At 41.2% G+C, this 19,783-nt stretch carries 9 protein-coding genes; 5 read left to right on the top strand and 4 right to left on the bottom strand.

The window, feature by feature from the left end; translation table 11 throughout:
* Positions 1-11 precede the first annotated feature (11 nt).
* The 5 genes from JL001_RS21770 (at position 12) to JL001_RS21790 (ending at position 11,127) form a co-directional block, all read left to right on the top strand.
* Positions 12-1,580 (top strand): sulfatase, encoded by a 1,569-nt coding sequence (locus JL001_RS21770; protein WP_200979901.1) that lies wholly within the window; start codon positions 12-14, stop codon positions 1,578-1,580.
* 273 nt (positions 1,581-1,853) lie between these two features.
* A complete protein-coding gene (locus JL001_RS21775; RefSeq protein ID WP_200979903.1) occupies positions 1,854-5,132 on the top strand; it encodes a glycosyl hydrolase in 3,279 nt (1,092 codons plus the stop codon).
* 18 nt (positions 5,133-5,150) lie between these two features.
* Positions 5,151-7,856, top strand: a complete 2,706-nt coding sequence (locus tag JL001_RS21780; protein ID WP_200979905.1) for an alpha-L-rhamnosidase — start codon at positions 5,151-5,153, stop codon at positions 7,854-7,856.
* A 10-nt stretch (positions 7,857-7,866) separates the two neighbouring features.
* The gene (locus tag JL001_RS21785) at positions 7,867-9,600 is read left to right on the top strand and encodes an alpha-L-rhamnosidase (protein ID WP_200979907.1); all 1,734 of its coding nucleotides are present in this window, start codon (positions 7,867-7,869) and stop codon (positions 9,598-9,600) included.
* Between the two features lie 54 nt (positions 9,601-9,654).
* Positions 9,655-11,127, top strand: a complete 1,473-nt coding sequence (locus JL001_RS21790; RefSeq protein WP_200979908.1) for a sulfatase — start codon at positions 9,655-9,657, stop codon at positions 11,125-11,127.
* Positions 11,128-11,302: 175 nt separating this feature from the next.
* Here JL001_RS21790 and JL001_RS21795 read toward each other — a convergent pair whose 3' ends face one another.
* The 4 genes from JL001_RS21795 to JL001_RS21810 form a co-directional block, all read right to left on the bottom strand.
* Positions 11,303-13,072, bottom strand: coding sequence for a hypothetical protein (locus JL001_RS21795; RefSeq protein WP_200979909.1), 1,770 nt, complete (start codon positions 13,070-13,072; stop codon positions 11,303-11,305).
* 77 nt (positions 13,073-13,149) lie between these two features.
* On the bottom strand, positions 13,150-14,940 hold the full coding sequence (locus JL001_RS21800) for a RagB/SusD family nutrient uptake outer membrane protein (RefSeq protein WP_200979910.1): 1,791 nt from the start codon (positions 14,938-14,940) through the stop codon (positions 13,150-13,152).
* Between the two features lie 29 nt (positions 14,941-14,969).
* Positions 14,970-17,888: a SusC/RagA family TonB-linked outer membrane protein gene (locus tag JL001_RS21805; RefSeq protein WP_200979915.1), complete on the bottom strand. Its 2,919-nt coding sequence runs from the start codon at positions 17,886-17,888 to the stop codon at positions 14,970-14,972.
* Positions 17,889-17,917: 29 nt separating this feature from the next.
* Positions 17,918-19,774 (bottom strand): RagB/SusD family nutrient uptake outer membrane protein, encoded by a 1,857-nt coding sequence (locus JL001_RS21810; RefSeq protein ID WP_200979917.1) that lies wholly within the window; start codon positions 19,772-19,774, stop codon positions 17,918-17,920.
* Positions 19,775-19,783 lie beyond the last annotated feature (9 nt).

Here is a 19,783-nt window from a genome sequence, read left to right on the forward strand (position 1 = left end):
CAAAAATAAAAATGAACTTACGAAGTAAAATAAGGCACATTGCTTTAGCTGCTAGTTGTTTTTTTACATTCTTTAGCGTTAGTGCTCAAGGAAATAAGCAACCTAAAAATATTATATTTATTCTTGCTGATGATCTGGGATGGAGTGATGTCACCTTGTACGGGAAAACGGATTTTTATGAAACTCCAAATCTGGAGAGACTGGCCGCAAAAGGCCTGACATTTACCCGGGCATATGCCGCAAGTCCATTATGTTCTCCCACCAGGGCGAGTATCCTTACCGGTCAAACACCTGCGCGAACCGGAATTACGGCACCTGTTGCACATACTAATAAGGTTTTGCTAAAAGCCCAGTTGGCCAACAATGCGGCTCCAGGAAGCAAGGCGATCATTACAGAATCGGTATCAAGGTTAGATAACGAGCTTCCCACCTTGGGCAAGCTTATAAAATCAGTTGGATATTCCACCGCTCACTTCGGAAAGTGGCACCTTGGCTTGGAGCCTTACTCTCCCTTGGAGCATGGTTTTGATAAAGATATTCCACATTGGCATGGCCCAGGGCCAGCAGGAAGCTTTGTGGCCCCGTGGAAGTTTCCAGGTTTCAAAGAAAACTATCCTGGTGAGCACATTGAGGACCGTATGACAGATGAAGCGATTGATTGGATGAGACAACAGGAGAAAGGAAAACCATTTTTTTTGAACTATTGGCAATTCTCTGTCCATGCTCCTTTTGATGCTAAAGAGGGACTTATTAGATATTATCAGACCAAAATGGACCTTAGCGATCCCCAGCACTCTCCCACTTATGCGGCTATGGTGCACTCTTTGGATCAGTCTGTGGGCAGGTTGCTGGATGAAGTGGAGCGGTTGGGCATTGCAGACGAAACGGCCATAATATTTTTCAGTGATAATGGCGGTAATATGTATAATGGAATCGTCGATGAACTTCCTTCAGGTGAGAAGGTGCTAAATGCCCCGACCAGCAACAGGCCATTAAGGGGGGGTAAGGCCAGCATGTATGAAGGTGGTATCAGGGTTCCCTGCATTATAGTATGGCCGGGACTTACAGAACCAGGCACCCTTACAGATGCCCTTATCCAATCTACCGATTTCTATCCCACTATTTTGAATCAGTTGGGGATCCAACAGCCCAAAAATTATTCTATTGATGGAAATGACATAACACCAATATTGAAAGGAGAAAAAACAGAGAGTAAACCAATTTTTACATATTTCCCTCATACGCCAAAAGTTCCGGATTGGCTTCCGCCTTCAGTGGCTGTTCATGATGGCGACTGGAAACTGATCCGCCTATTCTTTGAAGGTGAAAATGGCCAGCATGATTACCTACTTTATAACCTTAGATGGGATATCAGTGAAACGATCAACCTGGCAGGCTTATACCCTGAAAAAGTAAAGAAGTTAGACCAGATGATAGAAAATCATTTGCGAGATGCTGAGGCCATCACTCCTGCACCCAATCCAGATTTTGATCCTTTAAAATACCGTCCTCAGGATATCGGTATACCTCCCAAAGGCTTACATAATTCTGAAGCCATCAAAAATCAAGAGAGCAGATAATACTGAACATTATAAATTGAAACCGAAACTCTCCTATGCTTTATTGGACAGTTTCGGTTTTTTCTATGCTTCGTATAACATCAAATACATTAAAGCCTAATTATTCCCCTTTCAAACCACCACTTATCATTTTAAAATGCCGTGCGTAATTTGAGGCGGTACAAGACAGGATAATTTAAAGAAATCAAACCTGTTAATTTAGTACTAATACATTTACAGTTTTAATACCCAAAAACACCAATTTATCAATAGGCCCATTAAAAAAATTCGTTTATGAAACTGGATATTTTATCTAGAAAATACTTCCAATACTTTTTATCCTTTGGTTTGCTTTTGTGGCTGAACCTAGCCTGTCAGACCATTTCTAAGAAACTGAAGACAGAAGAAATCGATTATAACAGTCTAGCTGAAGGTTTCCTTACTCCCCCCGATAGCGTTAAACCTTGGTGCTACTGGTATTGGATCAATGATGACATTTCAAAAGAAGGGGTAACCAAGGATTTGGAAGCCATGAAAAAAGTGGGTATTGGTGCTGCGCTCATCGGGAACATCAACCCTAATGGCGTAGATGGTCCTGTTCCACTTTTCAGTGAAGAATGGTGGGACATTTTGGTACATACCGTAAAGGAAGGCAAAAGACTGGGTGTGGACATCGGTTTATTCAATTGCCCGGGATGGAGCCAGTCAGGGGGGCCATGGGTCCGACCTGAGATGGCCATGAGGTATACAGTTTACTCACAAACGCCCATAGCCGGAGGAAAGAACATTGTTGTTTCCCTTCCCCAACCTACGGAGGAATTTCAGGATACTTATGTTCTTGCCGTTAAAGAAAATGGGGAGCTTTTTACTGCTTCTGCAAATAACACCCAATTTACAGCTTCTCCTGCTGTCAATAACACGCACTTTTGGTCAGACGGAAAGCTTTCGACAACACCTTCATTTGAGCTTTCCCCAAATAGCAGCTACCAAATAAGGGTCAAGACCGCTCGACCCATACAGGCAAAAAGCCTATCCCTTACTCCTGGGGATAAACCCATAAAATGTGACTGCCAATTGGAAGGGAAAGTTGACAATGAATACCGGTTAATCCGCCGGTTCACTTTTGATCGCAGTAATATGAACATCAATGTAGGAGCGGCAAACCAAGGGCAGGTTGCTCTATCCATCAACGGGCCGGTGACCGATGAATTTCTTCTTACCTGCACCAATTTTAAAGGAGCTAAAGAGGCGGGGTTTTCAGAAATTGTTATATCTGAGGAAGCTACTCTGGACCACTATGTGGAAAAACAAATGGCAAAAATGCACCCTACTCCCACCCCTGACTGGTCAAGCTACCAATGGGTATCGAACCAAGGTGAAGTGGCTCAAAATTCCTTAATACAAGCCGATGAAGTTCTCAACCTAAGCAGTAAAATGAATGGCAACGGAACATTGAATTGGGATGCCCCTGAAGGAGAATGGACGGTATATCGTTTTGGGATGGCTCCCACAGGCACCAAAAATGCACCATCCGCACCACAAGGAAGGGGTTATGAAATCGATAAAATGAGTGAGGAACTCATCCGCTTTCATTTCGAACAATTTGTAGGGGAATTGCTTGAAAGATTGCCCGAAGACAGTAAATCTGCCTTTAAATACGTGATTGCCGATAGCTATGAAATGGGCTCACAAAACTGGACTGATGATTTTGCGCGTGAGTTCCAAGAAAAGTATGGTTATGACCCGGTTCCTTTTCTTCCAGTTTATTCTGGTAAAATAATCAATAGTGTCCAGCATTCTGAGAGATTTCTATGGGATATGAGAAGGCTTGTAGCGGATCAGGTGGCCTATGAATATGTAGGTGGATTGAGAAAAATCAGCAATGAAAATGGCCTGAAGTTATGGTTGGAAAATTATGGACATTGGGGTTTTCCCTCCGAATTCCTGATGTATGGAGGACAGTCCAATTTAGTCAGCGGTGAATTTTGGAACGAAGGGGCTTTGGGAAATATTGAATGCAAGGCATCTTCTTCCGCTGCCCATATCTATGGAAAACCAGTTACCTCAGCCGAGGCATTTACCGCGGCCCACAGCTCTTATTTGAGACATCCCGCATTACTTAAAAAACGAGGTGATTGGAGTTTTACCGAAGGCATCAATCATTTTGTGCTGCATCTCTACATACAACAACCTGATGATAACAGAAAACCGGGGGTAAACGCTTGGTTCAGTACCGAATTTAATCGGCATAATACCTGGTTTGAGCAATCAAAATCCTGGATGGATTACATCAGAAGGAGTCAACATATGCTTACCAAAGGTAAGTATGCGGCTGATGTGGCCTATTTCATAGGGGAAGACGCTCCTGTGATGACCGGCATTAGGCAACCGGAATTACCAAAGGGATATTCTTATGACTATATCAATGCTGAAGTACTCTTGGAAAGAGCACAAGTCGTGGACGGTACGTTAACTTTACCTGATGGCATGAGTTATGGTCTGCTGGTGCTTCCACCAATCCAAACCATGACACCGGAATTGATTACTAAATTAGAACAGATGGTCCACGATGGCCTTGCCATTTATGGCCCCAAACCAATCCAATCTCCCAGTCTTCAAAATTATCCCGAATCAGACAATGCGGTCAAAAGTTCTGCTGACAAATTATGGGGTAGTGAAGGTTATTATGACCAAGAGTTGATAAGATCAGTGGGACAGGGTTTTGTGATGGATAATATTTCTTTACTAAAGGCCTTAGATCACTTGGACATACACAAAGATGTCATTTTGCCAGAGGATGCCCCTGTGCTTTGGACACACAGACAAGCCCCTAATTTGGACATCTATTTCCTTACCAACCAAAGTGAGGACAAAGTTGCAACCAAGGTGACATTCGAGGTGAAAAACAAGCTTCCGGAACTATGGAATGCGGTGACCGGCGAGATCAGAAAATTACCCGAGTTTAAAGAAACCGAAGAGGGAACAGAAGTTCCTCTGCAGTTTGAAGCTTTAGAAAGCTGGTTTGTTGTATTCACTGAGGAAGAGCAAAATTCCTCCTACAACTATAAAGAGAATTTTCCAAAAAGCCAGGTGGTAAAGACCATTGATTCCGAATGGACCTTAGCATTTAACAACAAGGACATCGGTCTCCAAAAACCTGTAAAGGTTGAACAATTGATGGATTGGACTGCTTTTGAAAATGATTCGGTCAAATATTATTCAGGTACGGCAGATTATAAAACCACATTTACTCTATCCGAGCTTAAAAACGACATCCATTATCAAATCGATCTTGGCAAGGTCAGTGTCATGGCCACGGTAAGCCTCAATGGCCAGGAAGTGGGCACAACCTGGATAAAGCCTCATGTTTTGGACATTACGGATGCACTGAAAAAGGGAGAAAATATTCTCGAAATAAAGGTCGCCAATCTGTGGAGAAACCGAATTATCCGAGATCTCCAATTGCCAGACAGCCAACGCTACACGTGGACTTCCGTAAATGACGCCAAAGCAAATGAAAATCCTCATTCCTCTGGTTTGTTGGGCCCCGTGACAATTAACGAAATTGATTAACCCTAAAGGCCAATTAAATTGAAAGTATTCATCCAAATATTGGGGATTTTAGTCCTGCTGGGGAGTGGTATTGCATGCAAAGGTACCAGCTCATCGGTGGAGGAAGATAAATCTGTTCAAGTTGATTTCATTTCCAATATAGATCAGCTCCCAAGATTCAGCTGGCCTGGATCCAACCAAGCTTATTTTCAAATCCTTATCCAAAAAGAAGGAAAAATAATTTGGAAAGGTAAAAAAGAAAAATCTACCGACCATACGGATATCATGTATGCAGGCCCAGACTTATCTTCAGGAGAACAATACACCGTAAAAGTAAGTACTTGGGATGAAAAAGAAATCATACTGGATACCTATGCTAATTCCTTTTATGCTCCATTGGACTATCCAGAAGATTGGAATGGGACTTGGATAAGTTATGACTATCACCCAGATTCTGCTTTGCCTGTATTTCAAAAAACATTTAAACAAGATAGATCAAGAACCTTGGCAAATGCCAGGCTGTACATTGCTGCTCCAGGTTTTTACGAAGCCTCTATCAATGGGCAAAAAATCGGAAAGCATGTTTTGGATCCTGCCCAAACGAATTACGAAGATTATACTTTCTATACGGCTTTTGATCTGGACCCGATGCAGCTGAAGGATCAAAACATCCTGCAAATCATGCTCGGTAACGGCTGGTATAACCAAAATGTCGTTTGGGGAAAATCCATGATATATGGCCATCCCGTGTTCATAGCCCAACTAGTTTTACAGTATACAGACGGATCCAGGGAAGTGATAGAGACGGATACCTCCTGGAAATGGAAATTTGGTCCTATAACGTTTTCCAATATCTATGCAGGAGAACACTATGATGCCCGAAAGGAAGTAGGAGAAACCACTGAAATACAATGGAGAAACGCCCTATTGGCCCATAAACATCCATCCAATTTATTACAACAATACCTTCCCGCCATTCAGGAAATGGAGGTAGTAAATCCAATAAATATAACAGAGCCGCAGCAGGGTGTCTACGTATTAGATATGGGACAAAACATCACAGGCTGGACTTCATTAAAGCTAAAGGGAAGCCCAGGCCAGGAAATCACCCTACGTTTTGCTGAAGAAATCGACAGTGCAGGCAATATAGACCCCACATCTACCGGAGTCAAAGCGACAAAACATGTGCAAACCTGTAAATACATTTTCAAAAGTTCAGGCACCGAATATTGGCAGCCCAGGTTCACTTACCATGGCTTCAGGTATGTGGAGATCAGCGGGCTAAAGGAAAAGCCGGGCCTAGATATCCTAAAAGGAAAAGTGCTCTATTCTAAAATGGACCTGACAGGTCATTTTACTTCTTCAGAGCCTAATCTTAATAAGCTTCATGAACTGGCACTTTGGACCATCAAAGGAAACATGCAGGGAATACCGACAGATTGTCCGCATCGCGAAAAGTGCGGATGGACAGGAGATGCCCACGCTGTTATCCATGCTTTGACCTATAATATGGATGCCAGACTCTTCCTTACCAAATACATGTTCGATATGCGTTCCTCGGGAAGGAATGTTCAAAGAGAACTTTACTTTGGAGAAAGTTTTCATGACCGAAGTATCATCATGAAACCAGCTGGTATTCCTACGATGATCGTACCCGGAAGAAGAACCAGCGGGACCGCTTCACCAGATTGGGGAACGGCCCAGGTACAAATCCCGTGGTATCTCTATTTGTATTACGGACAAAAAGAAATTTTGGAGACTTTTTATCCAGACATGAAAAACTGGACCGATTATGTCCATGAGAAAAATGTAAATGGTATAATCACGCATGGTTTGGGTGATTGGTGCCCTCCTTCTGGGAACGGAGGAATTGAATGCCCCGTTCCGATCAGTTCCAGTGCTTTTCATATATTGGATGTCAAACTAATGATAGAGGCAGCCAATGTGCTGGGGAAAAAACAAGATGTGTTTAAATACAGAAAACAGTTAGAAGAATTAATTATTCGGTTTAATGAAGCGTTTCTTGATTTGGATCAAAGCACTTATGGAAGCCAAACTGCCAATGCCCTTGCCCTGGATATTGGTATTGTCCCTGAGCATTTGAAAAAATCAGTAGCGGCATCTATCGTAAAAGATATCCATGGAAACGGTGACGGATTTTTGACCACAGGCATATTTGGTTTGAGTCGTCTTTTTAAAGTATTGAGTGAAAATGGTCAAGAAAAAGAAGTATATCGCCTTCTTACCAAAAAGGGATACGGGAGTTTTGCCTATATGTGGGATAAATATGATGCTACTACCCTTTGGGAGGTTTTACCTGTTCTTGATTCAACAGCACTTTATAACGGCCGTTCCCACAGTCACCCTATGCAAGGGGGCTATGATGCTTGGTTTTATTCCGGATTGGGAGGAATTAACCCAAGTCCAGACGCTCCTGGCTTTGAAAAAATCATTTTCAAACCCTACCTGACCCAATTTATAAAACAAGTTGAAACAGGCCATGTCTCTCGACATGGAGAAGTAAAAAGTAGCTGGACCAATGAAAATGGAGTATTCACATGGGAAATAACGATACCCCAAAATTGCACCGGAGCCGTGTATGTTCCTGTTCATTCGAGTGAGCAACACATCACCCTCAATGGCAATCAGGTAGGTTCATTTAAAAATACTAAGGATAACTTTGTCTTTATCGGTAATTATGAAGCCGGCACTTATCAAATTATCGCATCAAGCACTACAAATTAGCATAAAACTCATGTCTATTTTAAAATACATTGTATCCTTTTTATTGATTTTATTGGGTAGTCAGGTCATGGGACAAGATACTCAGGCTTCCCATAGCTTTAAAGATAACCGTGTGCGTGAATATGTTACACCACAAAAAATCTTATGGGTATCCAGTGAAAGTACAATACACAATATTGAAGGCCTTCTTCAGCCGGGGAATGGTCAGGCTGATTTAGTAGGCAAAAACACCTGTACCCTACAAGGAAATCAAGACCTCAATCCCGCCTTCCTGCTTGACTTTGGAAAAGAATTACATGGTGGACTTCAAATTGTCACCGGTATGTTTGAGGGCAAAACCCCTATTACACTAAAAATCACCTTGGGGGAATCAGTTTCTGAAGCCATGTCTGATGTAGTGGGATCCTCTGCTACCAATGAACACGCCATCCGTCAAACAACCGTTCAGGTTCCTTGGTTGGGCAAAACAGAAATCGGCAACAGCGGCTTTAGGTTTGCCAGGATTGAATTATTGGACAAGGACAGGACTCTCCAACTTAAAGAGGTAAATGCCATTTCCATCTATCGGGACATTCCCTACCTTGGAAGCTTTAAATCTAATGATGACCGCCTGAACAAAATTTGGGAAACCGGTGCCTACACTGTTCACCTGAATATGCAGGATTATTTATGGGATGGCATTAAAAGAGACCGCTTGGTCTGGGTAGGTGATATGCATCCGGAAGTAATGACCATTAAGGCTGTTTTTGGTGCCAATGAAGTGGTACCAAAAAGCCTCGATCTGATCCAGGGCATCACTGATTTACCTTCTTGGATGAACGGAATCAGCTCCTACTCCATTTGGTGGATATTGATACAACATGAATGGTACAAAGCCTACGGAGAGCTGACTTATTTGAAAAAGCATGAAAACTACATCTTCGAGTTGCTGGAATTATTGGAACAAAACATTGATGAAAATGGAATGGAAACATTGGAGGGGCGTTTCTTAGATTGGCCAACCAGTCCCAACAAAGAAGCGGTACATGCAGGGCTCCAAAGTCTAATGGTCATGGTTTTCAGAACCGGAATAGATCTGGCCAATCTCCTTGGACAACCTGAACATATTAAAGGTTATAAAAAAACAATTGAAAAACTGAAAAAGCATGTCCCTGATCCGAATGGAAATAAATCTGCGGCAGCATTATTGGCCATATCCGGTTTAATGGATGCCGAAAAAGTAAACAATAAGTGGTTATCCAAGGATCCCAATTCAGGGGTTTCCACCTTTTATGGTTATTACGTTCTACAGGCAAGGGCTATGGCCGGTGACTATACGGGGGCGATGGATGTGATCCGAGATTATTGGGGAGGAATGTTGGACCTAGGGGCCACCACCTTCTGGGAAGATTTTAACCTGGAATGGGCCAAAAATGCAGGAAGAATAGATGAGCTGCCTAAAGCTGGAAAAGTGGATGTTCACGGAACATACGGCGATTACTGTTATGTTGGTTACAGGCATTCCCTCTGCCATGGCTGGGCTTCAGGCCCCACGGCATGGCTTTCAGAACACGTATTAGGTATTACCATAACGGATTCAGGGAATACGGTTACGATCTCCCCCCACCTTGGAGACCTTGAATGGGTGGAAGGCAGTTATCCGACCAAATTTGGGGTGCTATTTGTAAAACACACCAAAAACAGTGACGGTAGCATCTCATCACAGATCCAAGCCCCAGAAGGGTTGACCATTATCAATAATTAAAAGCATAAGGCAAGAGGTTGCTTTAAATCCATCCACTTGCCAATTTAGCCTAACATGAAAAACTTACTTTTATCAATTATTTTCCCTCTATTTATTCTCCTAACTCCCCATTCCAACGGTCAGCCAAGTCAATCGGCTAAATCACCCAATATTATTTTTATTTTGACCGATGATCAAGGGGCTCATCTTTCAGCATTAGGCACCAAAGGCATTCATACGCCCAATCTGGACCGACTGGCCCGGGAAGGCGTACTTTTCACCAATTCCTTTGCCACTGTGGCTTCTTGTTCACCTAGTAGAAGCTCCATTATGACCGGAATGTATCCCCATGCTAACGGCCATTGGAGAAATACCATCACTCCCAAATTATCAGATCCCGATACGGAATTTGGCCGGCAATCATCCACAGTAGATAAGGTGGGGGTACACGAATATATCAAGACCCTCCCTGAGGTTTTAAAAGCCCATAATTACTATACGGCCATCACCCAGAAATTTCATATGAGTCCGCCTTGGAAATTCCCTTACAGTAGCAGAAACCCTGTCCATCATGATCCAGAAAAGTATAAAAAAGTAATTACCCAATTCATTGAAGAATCTGGCAGCCAACCATTTTTCATTCAGGCCAATATTAGTCCCCCACACAGGAACTTTGACCACCATATGAAAAAGTTCCCCCAATACTTGACCAAGCCGGATGAAATTGCAGTTCCCGATTACCTGCCAGACACTCCACTCATACGAGAAGATCTTAGCAAATATTTTGGGTGCATTCAGTTGGCTGATGCATGTGTGGGTGCTATCATGGAGGTATTGAAGCAAAAAGGCATCTATGAGAATACCATAATCATTTATACCAGCGATCAGGGGGAGCCCTATCACCGAGCGAAAGCCTCCCCCTACTATGCCGGAATGCACGTACCATTTATAGGGAAAGGTCCCAACATCCAGAAGAACATCATTTCAGATGCCCTTATTTCTCATGTGGACATCATGCCCACAATCCTTGATTTCGCAGGACTGCCTATCCCCTCCACCGTACAAGGAAAATCACTAAAAGACCTACTAATTGGCAATAAAAAGCAGGTACCCAATAGAAAATATATCTTTGCCGAGCACAATTCCCATGGCCCCCCAAGGGCAGAGCACTATCCCAGCAGGGCCGTCTTCGATGGCCAATACTATTATATTCTTAACCTTATGCCAGATAAAGCCTATCTGGCTCCCGCTGACCTGAGAGAAGAAAAACCTTGGGGAAACAAGAGTTATGTTGCTACATTAAAAGCGAAGGAGTTTTTTCCCAGCCAATATAATGCCCTCCTGATGTTGGAATCATGCCGTCCAGCTGAGGAGTTATATGATATGGCAACCGATTCCGGCCAATTGAATAATTTGGCCAATGATAAAACCTATCAGGTTAAAATCGAAAAATTAAGAAAAGTGCTGTATCATTGGCGCAAAAGAACGGGGGATGATTATAATGACCCAAATGATATCCCTACTAGACTTTCTTCTAAAACCCGATGATAAGTATGATAGCCTATGGGACTATTGGTTTAAAATTCACTCATCATTTCAATCATTTGGGATAGGTTGGTACAAAAAACCAAAAAATCCCCAATCATATGCGGTTGGGGATTTTTTTCGGTTCAAGCATTAATTCTTCCCATTCATGAATGAATGGAAGTATTATATTCCGCTATCAATCAGGGGGAGAATATGAATAATTAAATCTCCTGTCCGGTGCAGCGTCTCCATCCAAAAAGAAAGCCGTCATATCATTTAAGTGTTGGGGATTATCCAACCAATGAAAATGAAAGGCAAGTTTCTTTCCACTAATACCCAAGGCCTTTCTGGACACTGCTAACTCCAAACGGTTTGAATTAGTGCCAATAGGTAGGTGCTCCATGAATTCCCAAGTATTTCCGTTCCATTTTTTTAAGGTGCTATGGGTCCCCTCCACCTTTCCGTGATTGATTAGAAAATCATATCCTTCCCATCCTGTGGATTTATCCTGGTCCACATCAATAAATAAAAGCATCCAATTTTCATCAGAGGGTCTACTCAAAGAATTTGCTGTCTTTACAAAAAAGTAGACTGTTTCCTTATCATCACTCACTTTGGATTCAATGATATCATTTCTTCCAGAATAATTGGTGTATTTCATTGTTGGATCATAACCTGAAAAATCACGATGAACAACATCTCCTTCTGGATCATAAAATACAGGAAAAACCTCCTCCCAATCATCAAAATGACCATCTACTTTCACTTTTCCTGCATTATAAGGCTGAGGCTTTTCCATGCCTTTAAATTTTCTAATGTTAGCCACTAATTGATAATAGTAGTTATCTGAATACCCACCTTTCATTGGAGCTATATCGCGATTAAACTCCTTGGTAAAAGCATCTACAAACCAGCTATCGCCAATTTGAATAGGACGACCGGCATACATCCCTTGGTAACTTTTATCCATTTTTTCATCCCATACAAACCGTTGTGCCACCCATTCGTTCCATTGGGTTACCATTACGACTTGGGGATTTACTGAATGGGCCCGATTCCATTGTTCCGCAAACTGTCTGCCCTCATTTGTGTATTCTGTAACATAATGTTCATTCACCTTTGGCTGCTCTCCATTCTGGTAGCTTTTACCGATATTGGGGTGGGGGTGTGAAGCAGTGGACACGGTAATCTGCTCTGCAATCTTCCGAGTATCACTCCAGCCGTAAGCTTGAGGATATTTATCCAACCATTGCCAATGATTGGGTTCATCTTTGGAATTGGTCCATGCCCAACTTTTCTTAATAGTAAAGAAATTCTTTACCTCAGGACGCAGAACGGGATCATCCTGTTTTCCCATTATCAAAGGTTTTCCATCCCAATAAAACCATAATTCTTGAAATTCATTCTTACCATATAACTCATCATAAAGCTCATTCATCACCCTTCCACTTTTAGAATTGGAAAGAAAGCAAATTTCTGGTGTGGGAATCCCCTGCCTTCTCATTTCTAACGAAACTTCGCACAATTTTTTTACGGTGTTTAGGTAAGTAAAACCATTGGTTACATCAAAAAAAATGAAATCCACTTTGGCATTGCTGAGCATCTGTAGGTCCTGGCGTATTACCCAGGGATCTTCTGAACGGTAATATCCATATTCTGGCTCTGACCAAAAGTGAAAAGCTCCTTCAGGTCCCCATGCATAATCATCGGATTTATCGGCCAAAATTTTAGTGATATCGAAGACCTTATCATTGTGTGCCCCATGCCAGATATAATAAAATACCCCTATGAATTTGTCTTTTCGGAGCCCGCCCACTTCTTTATAAGTTGGGAGTTTTCTACCTAATGCATCTGTGGCTACCCAATCGTCCGAAATAAACCTATCTTGGCCTCTGCTCACAAGGCTTTGAAAAAAAGTGGTAAAAAACAGAAAAGCAGCTATTTGTTTTAGGTTATTAATCCTCATAATTGATTTCTTTATCAATAATAAAGGAAGGAAATATACTTGCATATATTTCCGTCCAGTATTCTATTTAATAAGGTTTAATCCCATGTTGAAGGCTGGCCAATTCCCGGCAACCTTCTTACCTCCTCGGTCGATAATGGTAATATCAAATACTTATCTGATGTAGCATTTCTAGGTACGTCTATGGCTACTCTTTCATAAGAAAAAACACCATTTTTGGTACCATCGGAGCTTGTAATTCGCATTCCGGTAACTACACCATTGGTACCTAAGATATTCCACCTTCGCTGATCATAAAAACGATGGTCTTCAAAACAAAACTCCACCCTCCTTTCGTTTCGGATTCTTTTCATTAACCAATCCTGATCGTTGACAAAACCGGGAACAGCTTGGATTTGAGGCTGACCTGCTCTTTGCCTTATTGTATTTAGGGCATCTGCTGCATCAGCTAAATTGCCTAAAGCACATTCCGCCTCCGCTAAATTAAGATAGAGTTCCGCAAGGCGGAAAAACACTTTATTGGCGTTTACTCCTCCTGTGGTAGATCCCCAATAGCTTGCACTTCTGAATTTCTTTCCATAATAACCGGTGGTACTTCTTCTCTTATCTACTTCTGTGTCAGAGGTAGGGGTACCATTAAAACCTGTCCCCGGAAATCCCTCAAAAGTATATATTTTAATATCTGGCTCACTGGCAGCCATACCTTTATAACGTCCATAATTAACCCCATTAAAAACAATGGCATGGGAAAGTCGAGCATCTCTATTCTCATAAGGGTTGTCTCCTGGGTTTTCGCTATATCCTGATGCAAAACTTACATCAGTATGGCTATTGTTATTGTACGCCGTTACTGGTAGGCTACCATCTAATAACTCAAAACTGTCCACTAGTTCCTGACTAGGAACAACTCCAGCATTCGCACTTTGTGTAGGAGAACCATAGGCCGACAAATCCACCCCATTTTGGGCGTTCATTTCAGCAGCTCCATTAGTGGAAGCCCTAAGAATAACCTCTGCATTCATCACATTAACGTCCTCACTGAACATTGTACTATAATCAATCATCGGAAGCAAACTATATTGACCACTAACGGCTTCTATAGCTTTTCTAGCTGCATCTGCCGCTAATAACCATTTTTGGGAATCGCCGGTTGGATTGTTTAATGGACTAGCATTGAACAAAAGAACTCTCGATTTCAAAGCATAAGCTAGAGCCATATTCACTTTATCAAATTCACTATTAGCAGGTTGTCTATAAGGCAGGATATTAGATTGGATTACCTCATCAATTTCTACCACGATCCTGTCTGATATTTCCTGGTAAGTAGGTCTATCCAATTCTTCCCAGCCCACGAAATCTGGGTCAAAGGCTTCATCAGTAAAGGGAATGGGGCCGAAATTTTTAATCAACATAAAGTGATACCATGCTCTTAACAACTTGGCTTCGTCTATCCATCTTTCAATATCATCATCGGAAACCTGGTCTCCAGGCACCTGTGATTGGGGCAGGTAATCCATTGCTAGGTTACATTTTCGAATACCCTCCCAATATGAATTCCAAAGTGTGCTGGAAAACATATTTCTATCAGGGGACAATAAACCACTGTTCCAATCAAAGGCTATACCAGTACCGGCCCTAAACCCATCATCTGTATAGGCATCCAATAGCTCCCCACTGTGATAGGCATGAAAACTACTGTTCAGTTTATCGTAACAGCGTTCTCTAAAGTTACCGACATTGATCTTATTTAATAACCGATCTACTGTCAACTTATCAGCCGGTTCTTCATTCATTTCGTTTAGACAGCTACTCATTCCCAACATGGAAATTAAAAGTAGTGTTTTTGTATATTTATTAAATATTTTCATTTTTCAATTCTGTTTAAGTCCTAACGGGATTAAAATTTCACACTAATCCCTGCAGTATAAGATTTGATCAAGGGATAATTAATATTGCTACCCGATGAAGTTTCAGGATCAAAATCATCATTTGGTAGATTATCAAACGTAAACAGGTTGAGGCCATTTATGTAAAACCTTATAGACTGGGCGTTTAACCGATTAGATATGATTTCTGGTAAGGTAAATCCCAATTCAATATTTTTTATTCGTAAGAAGGAACCATCTTCTATCCAGTAATTAGTGTTACGATAATTTGCCGTATTATTTCCTAACCTTGGATAAACTACATTTTCTCCGCTTGCTGCTTTTTCTGGTGTCCAGGCATTTTTCATATATTCTGTAAAATTATCCCTATTAGACCATCTTCCGAAACCAGACAGCAACACATTTCTACCAGTTGCTCCGTTTAGAAAAACACTCAGATCAAATAATTTATAGGAACTTTGAAGGTTAAGACCAAAGAATGTTCGCGGTATACTTCCATTCGCCAATGGTGCTACATCCTTCTGATCTACCACATTATCTCCGTTAAGGTCTACAAATTTGATATCGCCTGGAATGGGGACCCCTCCCAATGATGACTGGTCTGCCCAAGTATCAATTTCATCTTGTGAATTGAACAACCCTGCTGATCTATATCCCCAATATTGGCTAATAGGGTATCCTTGACTTCTGTAGGGATAAGCAAATGTATCGTCGTAAGGCACTTCAGCAAGGTCTTTGATTTCGTTTTTGGAATAGCTCATGTTTCCATTTATGCCTATAAACCAGTCCTTAGAAAGGTTTTTACTATAGCCAGCGGCCACTTCAAACCCTTTGTTGACAGATGCCCCAATATTAGCCGGAGGAAGAGATGCTCCCCCTAGTCCCATCATCCCGTTTGGAATGATATCAATATTATTGACTACTAAATTAGAATTGTCATTATAGAAAAAATCAGTACTTAATTGGACGGAGTTCCACAGAGTGGTCTCCACACCCAAATTGTACATTGAAAATTTCTCCCATTGAAAATTTTCATTTCCCAACTGGTCTTCTGAAGCATCTCCATTCCAACTAGTGATATATAAAAATTGATTATTCTCACTATATCCAAATGCATTATTCCCTACTGAACCTGCAGAGCCTTTTAGTTTTAAATAATTTACAACGGTGGAGTTCTTCAAAAACCCTTCATTGGAAATAACCCAACCTAAACTGAAAGAAGGGAAGAGGCCATATCGATGATCTTTGTGAAATTGTTCTGACCCTTGGTATGCAAAATTAGCTTCAGCAATATACTTTTTTTCATATGCATACAAGAATCTTCCCGAAATCCCTAAAAAATTATTGGGTAGTAAGATCTGTTGTTGAGCACGATTTTGTTCACCTAAAATGGTAGCTGCCACCTCATGTTTATTGTCGAATACACGATGATAATCCGCTCTGACTCTGAAATTATACATGTAATAGAAATACTTACCCTGACCATCTGAAAGAGTAGTATTTGATGTTCCCGGTACCAATGAATATCCCAATGAATCAGCACCGTTCGTGTCCATAAAAGTAGCTACTTCATAAGCTTCATAATCCCTTCTGCGTATTTGCGAGCTCCTTGAAAGCACATCAAAAGACACCTGGCCTGACAATGTTAGGCCTTTCATTGCACCTATTTGTTGGCGAATCCCAAAGGTATTCCCTAAGCGTGTTACTGTTTCTGCCTGTGAACCAGTTCGGTTTAAGTATCCGTAAACCGATTCATTTGTTCTAAAATTAAGTCTATCCCGTTTAACTAACACTTCACCACTGGGTGTTAGGTCATTATGTGCATTATTGGGAGTCTCATAAAGCTTGGCCAAAACAAAATCCCAACCTTGTCCTGATCCAATATAAGGGGCATTATTTTTTTCTAAGTAGCCTCCCACATTTACGTACACTTCAGTAGAGGGAGATAGTGATATATCAAGGTTGGTCCTAAAGTTAAATCTGTTAGATTTGGAATTCGCATCGTAGCTGTATTTTTCAAAAGGCTCATTTTTAAAAAGCCCACTTTGATTCAGGTAACTTACAGAGGTAAAAAACCTCATGGCATCATTTCCTCCTCTAAAATTGACATTTAGTCTACTCATCATAGAATAATTCTTCATGAAATCATCCACCATATTCCGAACTGGAAAAAACTCTGTAGAATCAGCAAGACGATACCTTTCCATCTCGTAGGGGCTATAAAACTGAGTCCCTCTATGGTCAATTCCATTTCCTCCGGCAGCTATATCCTGTGCATCGGCAAATAAAGTATCATTGGCTACCCTTTGATTGAACAATTGGGTATAGTCATAAGCCGAAACAAAATCAGGCTTTCTAGTAGGGCTTTGGAATGACTGGTCAAAAGAAACATTGATTTTTGAATCTCCATCAAAACCCCGCTTGGTATCTATTAGAATAGCCCCGCCACCTGCCCTCATGCCATACATAGCCAATGCAGCAGCATCCTTGAGGACAGTAACTTTAGCTACCTCATTGGGGTCAATACCTTGGGGGTTCCTTTCAATGCCATCCACCAAAAATAAGATATTATTGAAATTGGGTGAGTTCTGACCTCTTACTTGAATGGAAAAAGACTCCTTTCCTGGTTCGCCGTTATTCTGGATAATATTTAAGCCCGGAAGTCTCCCTTGAAGTGCAATTAGTATATTTGAGGAGCGACTTTTTACGAGCTCCTCCCCTTTAATGGTAATCACAGATGCATTGGTATAAGTTTTATCTTGAACCCCATACGCAACTCTCATAGGTTCATTTTCTATTCTTATACCTACACCGATACTATCTTGAGGCAGTAACCTTGAAAAAGTAGCTGAAAACCCACTTTTCCCAAAGCTCATCAGAAACAAAATACTAAATGAGAGTATATAACTAGATTTGATTTTTATTATCATTTTAAATCTCCTTTAAAGTCGTTGAAAGATTATTGCCAAGCTTCAGGTTGGTCCATATTTGGAAGTAATTTTTTATCCACAATTGGAATAGGAAGTACTTTGTATTTTTCATTGTGGCATTCCCAAGCAAAAGGAATTTGGTATCTAATGTGCTTAAATTCACCATCGGCAACCTTAGTCACTTCCATTCCACTAATAGTATTATGGTTTTGATCGCTGATAATGTCCCATCTCCTTATATCGTAAAACCTATGGTCCTCCAACACCAGTTCAACCCTTCTTTCATTTTGGATTCTTTTCATCAACCAGTCCGTATTACCTCCCATATAATCTGGTACCTGTCTAATGGAAGGCTGATTAGCCCGTAGACGTGTCATGTCCAATGCATCACATGCTTCCTCAAACTTACCTGCACCGCACAATGCCTCTGCATAATTAAGATAGATCTCTGCGTATCGCATTACTATACCATGTTGCATTACCCGGTTGTTTGCTTGTCCTTTACTTCCTGCACCATACCATAGAGGGTCCCGGTCTTTCCCAAAATAATAACCTGTAAATGTTTTCCTATTGGACCCAGATGTCACATTCCCGTTTGAGCCTGTCCCAGGGGCATCTAAATAAGTCCAAACTATAATCTCTCCTAGCTGATAGGACTGTCCAAAACTGCTTCCATTAAAAAGTATGTCCCTATAGAAGCGATCATCCCTATTTTCATATGGATTATTTTCATCATCATATCCAGAAGCTAACGCCTCAGCGGTAAAAGTTGGTTCAGCATGTGTAGCATCATAATTTTCAACTATCAATGCCCCGTTTTTCAACTCATAGGCATCTACTATTTCCTGAGAAGGAGTTTCGCCTGCTTTAAAATTGGGATAATTACTTCTTTTTGGTTTGGCGGTGGCCAAATCCATTCCATGAACGTTGGAAAATTGCCCCAGCCTGTCACGATATCTCCATATTACTTCGGTTTGTTCAACATTTACCGACATTGGAGAAATATACATTCCCTTGGTATTTTCAAAAGGTTCCAATGAATACTGACCAATGTCCAAAAACCTTTTTGCAGCCTCCGCTGCTGCCAAATATTTTTGCGGATCACCTGTAGGGTTGTTCAATGGACTTGCATTGTACAATAGTACTCGTGATTTTAGTCCATAAACAAATCCAAGAGGTACTCTATATTTATCGTTAGTATTGAATGGTTCCCTTTTAATGGGAATATTTCCATTGGAAATCACTTCATCTAATTCAGCTACTATTTGGTCTGTGATTTCTTGAAATGTTGGTCTGGACATATCTGCCCAGCCCGCAAACCCTAATTCGGGCGTCTCATACATATAAGGAACCGGTCCATACATGCTTATTAGTTTAAAATGATAATATGCACGCAGGACTTTTGCTTCATCAAGCATTAGTTCCCTTTCCTCCAAAGGAAGCTCATCTTCAGTTACCATAACCCCATCCATATTGTTGATCAGTGTATTACAATGCCTGATCGCCCCCCAATATCTTCCCCACCAACCTACAGTTGGATTCATATAGGAATTACCCTGATTTGAATTTGCCCAAACCGCCGCATTTGACGGAGAAAGTAATCCAGACCTCCAGTTTCCCATACTTTGCCCTTGAAAATTAAATGTATTATCAGTCAGTGATTCCTCGGTCGTCCAAAAATATAAATAAGACCTATTTTCTGGGACCCCCATATAAGCAGAAGTAAGCATACCTCTGATTTTATTGGGATCACTTAACATTCCAGCTAAATCTTCCCGAGAGTCATCTGCCCTATTCAGGGCCTCCTCAAAAATCCCTTCACAACTGGCCAACATAGTGATGCCGACAAAAAGGAAATTCACTATTATTAATCTATATCTTTTCATTATCTTATT

It is taken from the genome of Echinicola sp. 20G (assembly GCF_015533855.1).
GTDB lineage: Bacteria > Bacteroidota > Bacteroidia > Cytophagales > Cyclobacteriaceae > Echinicola.

Coding starts and splice junctions, on each gene's coding strand:
- JL001_RS21770 (WP_200979901.1), top strand. CDS start 12: ATGAACTTACGAAGTAAAATAAGGCACATTGCTTTAGCTGCTAGTTGT.
- JL001_RS21775 (WP_200979903.1), top strand. CDS start 1,854: ATGAAACTGGATATTTTATCTAGAAAATACTTCCAATACTTTTTATCC.
- JL001_RS21785 (WP_200979907.1), top strand. CDS start 7,867: ATGTCTATTTTAAAATACATTGTATCCTTTTTATTGATTTTATTGGGT.
- JL001_RS21790 (WP_200979908.1), top strand. CDS start 9,655: ATGAAAAACTTACTTTTATCAATTATTTTCCCTCTATTTATTCTCCTA.
- JL001_RS21795 (WP_200979909.1), bottom strand. CDS start 13,072: ATGAGGATTAATAACCTAAAACAAATAGCTGCTTTTCTGTTTTTTACC.
- JL001_RS21800 (WP_200979910.1), bottom strand. CDS start 14,940: ATGAAAATATTTAATAAATATACAAAAACACTACTTTTAATTTCCATG.
- JL001_RS21805 (WP_200979915.1), bottom strand. CDS start 17,888: ATGATAATAAAAATCAAATCTAGTTATATACTCTCATTTAGTATTTTG.
- JL001_RS21810 (WP_200979917.1), bottom strand. CDS start 19,774: ATGAAAAGATATAGATTAATAATAGTGAATTTCCTTTTTGTCGGCATC.